Annotated in this window: 2 protein-coding genes and 1 pseudogene; 2 read left to right on the top strand and 1 reads right to left on the bottom strand. The window is 42.2% G+C overall.

The features are described 5' to 3' along the window. Positions 1-69: 69 nt before the first annotated feature. Positions 70-1,095 (top strand): IS1634 family transposase, encoded by a 1,026-nt coding sequence (locus QUA53_RS28715; protein ID WP_333101239.1) that lies wholly within the window; start codon positions 70-72, stop codon positions 1,093-1,095. Positions 1,096-1,717: 622 nt separating this feature from the next. Here QUA53_RS28715 and QUA53_RS29420 read toward each other — a convergent pair. Further along, positions 1,718-1,864, bottom strand: a pseudogene (locus QUA53_RS29420) (hypothetical protein); the annotation flags it as partial. Between the two features lie 621 nt (positions 1,865-2,485). On the opposite strand from QUA53_RS29420, the gene QUA53_RS28710 reads away from it, so the two are divergent. Then, a complete protein-coding gene (locus QUA53_RS28710) occupies positions 2,486-3,100 on the top strand; it encodes a hypothetical protein (RefSeq protein WP_333101237.1) in 615 nt (204 codons plus the stop codon). Positions 3,101-3,490 lie beyond the last annotated feature (390 nt).

Here is a 3,490-nt window from a genome sequence, read left to right as displayed (position 1 = left end):
CGTGATGCTATTTCTGCCCATTCTTGTGACTTGGCTCGGCCTGAGCTTATTCCCCTTTTGCAGACCTGAATCCTTACAATCTTCTTAAAATTAGCATCGGGAAATCAAGCCGACTCATCATGCTTTGGTCAAATAGCGGTAGATTACCAAAAACAACTAGAAGTAGATAGTTTGATGGTAGCAGACTGTGCTTTATATACGGAATCAAACCTGAAATTAATCTCACAATTGCGCTGGTTGTGTCGAGTACCTTTAAGTATAAAATCAGCCGAAACATTAATATCAACCTTACCAGAATCTGAATTGACGGCTAGTAAATTACCAGGATATAGATGGGGAGAAAAAATAGTAACTTATGCTGGAATAGAGCAAAGATGGCTAGTGGTAGAGAGCGCAGCCAGAAAGGAATCAGACTTGGGTAAACTCTCCCAAAAAATTGTCAAAGCCGAAGAAAAAGTTGTCAAGGATGTGAACAAGCTATCAAAAGATAAATTTGCTTGTAAGGCTGATGCAATCAAGGCACTATCAAAATTATCTCAATCATTTAAATATCACCAAATTGAGCAGTATCAAGTCACTGAAGTTACAGCCAACGCACAAAAAAATCAACCAGAAAAATTTTATCAAATCGCCGCGACCGTATGCAGAAATGAAACTAAAGTTAATACCGAAATCAAGAGTGCAGGACGTTTTATTTTAGCGACCAATGTTTTAGATTCTCGCCTACTCAGTAACGATGAAATGCTCAGGGAGTATAAAGCCCAGCAATCATGTGAGAGGGGATTTGGTTTTCTGAAAGACCCTTTGTTTTTTGCCGATAGTATATTTCTCAAAAGTCCAGAGAGAATAGAATCATTAGCGATGATTATGGGTTTATGTTTGCTGGTCTACACCCTAGCTCAACGGCAAATACGAGCGGCTTTAAAAGCGTCTCAATCAAAGATTAAAAATCAGTTAGGTAAACCAACTGACCGCCCGACATTAAGGTGGATATTTCAATGCTTCCAGTCTATTCATTTAGTTCGACTAGAGCGAGAAACGCGGGTTTATAATTGGAGTCAACAGCGAGAGTTTATCCTAAATTTATTACCATAAGATTGTCTTTATTACTATAAATTTCTTACTTAATTATTGCTATATTACTGCTATTATATTACATCAACTAAGGCGCTATTCGCTTTGATTAATAGCGCTCTGTTAAGATGGCAAAAATCTCCTTGGCTCACTTCTATTTATTAAGCTAATTTATCAATTATGTATTTAATATCTTGATTTATTTATCTAATGCCAAGCTAAATGCCTCTCTTGCTTATTGCTGCTTGTTGAGAATAGGTTTTGATGCCGTTTTTGATCATTCATCGCTGCTTGAATCTCTTTTTTGAGGAAAAATGTCTCTTTTTATGCAAGCTTTGCTTTTTGATCTCCGTAATTTCCGATTGTGACAGTTGAGGGTGCGGAATGTGGGCTATAATATCTGACTCTAACTTATGGGGGGTACAACCCCTCATTGTTTTAGCAAGTCTTTAAAATTAGCCATTTTTTGTAAAGATTTAGGTTTAATGTTGACTTACGATTACTTTTATGATTCATAAAATAGCCGCATCGCGATCTTGAGCTTGGGAAATTGAGAGGTTCAGGTATGAAGACACACTCGATTTTTAAAGAGACCAGAATCTGACCTTCAAAGGCATTGTCGCGGATGCTTTTACCCGTGCCAGCGAGCGTGTTTCACCAGCATCTCTTTTTCAAACTTACCAGAACACACCCGCACAAAGGCGATGGAATCGCGGCGTTTCGGGTCCATGTTTGCCTCAATCTCGAACACACACCCGGTGAATTCTGGGTAGGTGGGCAATATTTCACCTAGGCTGGTGAGCTTCTGGCTTGGCCGCCTAGTCCATCAAGGATTGCAACAAAATTTCCACCCCTAGGTTATGCAAGGTTAACACTGCGGCCATCATCAAAGGTAAACCGAGTATCGGGGACCTTAATCCCAACTGGGCATAGCCTAGTTGGTTATAGACTAGGGGAGAGAGCAATTCTTGCTATCTAGCTGCGATCGCTTAATTTCAGGCGACCTGGTACATTCCGATGGCGAATACGATCTGGATTTATAGTACGTCGTTTTCCCCTGTTACTCCCAGAGTCACACCTTACAGACCAGATTACCTTTTTGGCTCAGATGAAGTTCCGGCCATCGGCATAAAATGACAAATAGGCATCGTCTCGGGCTTAATCTTGAGACGCCAAATGGCTCAAACCTTGTAAATAAAAAACCTGTAAGCATTCTCCAGACATTGGTAGCCCATAGCCTTCAATGCTTCAATCGCTGTTCGCGTTACACACCAAGGCCTGGAGGCAAGCTTAAGTTCCCCCCTTCGGGGAACTTGAGCTTAAGTTGTCACAAATGAGGTCTTATTGGTAACGAGAAGCGATCAATTAGCAATTAGCAGCAATTAATAATTACTTATTCTTTGGTTTGAAAATGTCTGTTAAACAATCACATTACGAGACTTTACTAGCAGAGTACAGCGAATCTTCTGCCGCGATTACCCTGCTGAAAAAATATCGGGTTTACATGGAAATGATTCCGAGTATCCGCCGCGCCCATGAGAGTTTAATCACAATTCCTTTGCCAATTGCCCGCTTGCGAGACGGGGTTTCGTATGCGGGAAGCAGCGGCACTAGCATATCGCCCGGACAGGCAGTTTGTTTGCCCTGCGATTTGGCGATTTTGATGTGCGATCCTGAATGGAAAGTTAAAATTGGCGTGGAAATTTTGATTTTCATTCATCGTCCGGGCGAAGAGTTTTCTGAGTTGCTCGGCCGCTGGCGGCAGTCTCAGGTTTGGCTGGACAAAGGTTACGAATGGGTGATGCCACACCGCTACAGACATATTTACAGCGATGAAGCTGAGGCTGTTCATCCGCTATTTGTTTTGTTTGACGAAACGTCGGAACTGATTCAACGGGGTTTGATGGCGGCTGGTTTACCGTTTGTGGTGGAAAGTTTCGAGTCTGGCAGTGAGGAAGTAGAGGAGGAAGAGTTTCTGGGTAGTGGGGAACTCGGAAGTATTGGTGAAGAGAGTGTAGATTTTTAGGGTGGGTGCGATCGCACATAGCCTAACCGTAGGGTTTGCACGCGCCTAAGTGGGCGATCGCCCACTTAGGCATCGTGGTGAGGCAGAACACCAGCATGGGTTTTTCTATGCTCGCACCTTAAGCTCATCAACAATAGTTGGATGAAGGTTTCACTGCACTTTATTGCTGACGTACATCCCGATTTACCCAACTAAGAAGGAGCGTAAGGTGTAATCTTCCTGACGGGGTGATAACCCCGTCAAAAGCCTTACGTATGGCGGTTTGAGACGTTTTGTGGTCAAAAAAAAATGGGCTACGGTTCTCAACAACCCTCATAATAGTTAAAATGCTTCCTTTATTTTACCAAAATTGCTTGTCAAGTCAACTCAAAAAAACTGAATACTTAACTC

It is taken from the genome of Microcoleus sp. Pol12B3, assembly GCF_036701355.1.
Lineage (GTDB): Bacteria > Cyanobacteriota > Cyanobacteriia > Cyanobacteriales > Microcoleaceae > Microcoleus.
The sequence above is the reverse complement of the archived record's forward strand: the minus strand, read 5'-3'. Positions and strand labels throughout refer to the sequence as shown.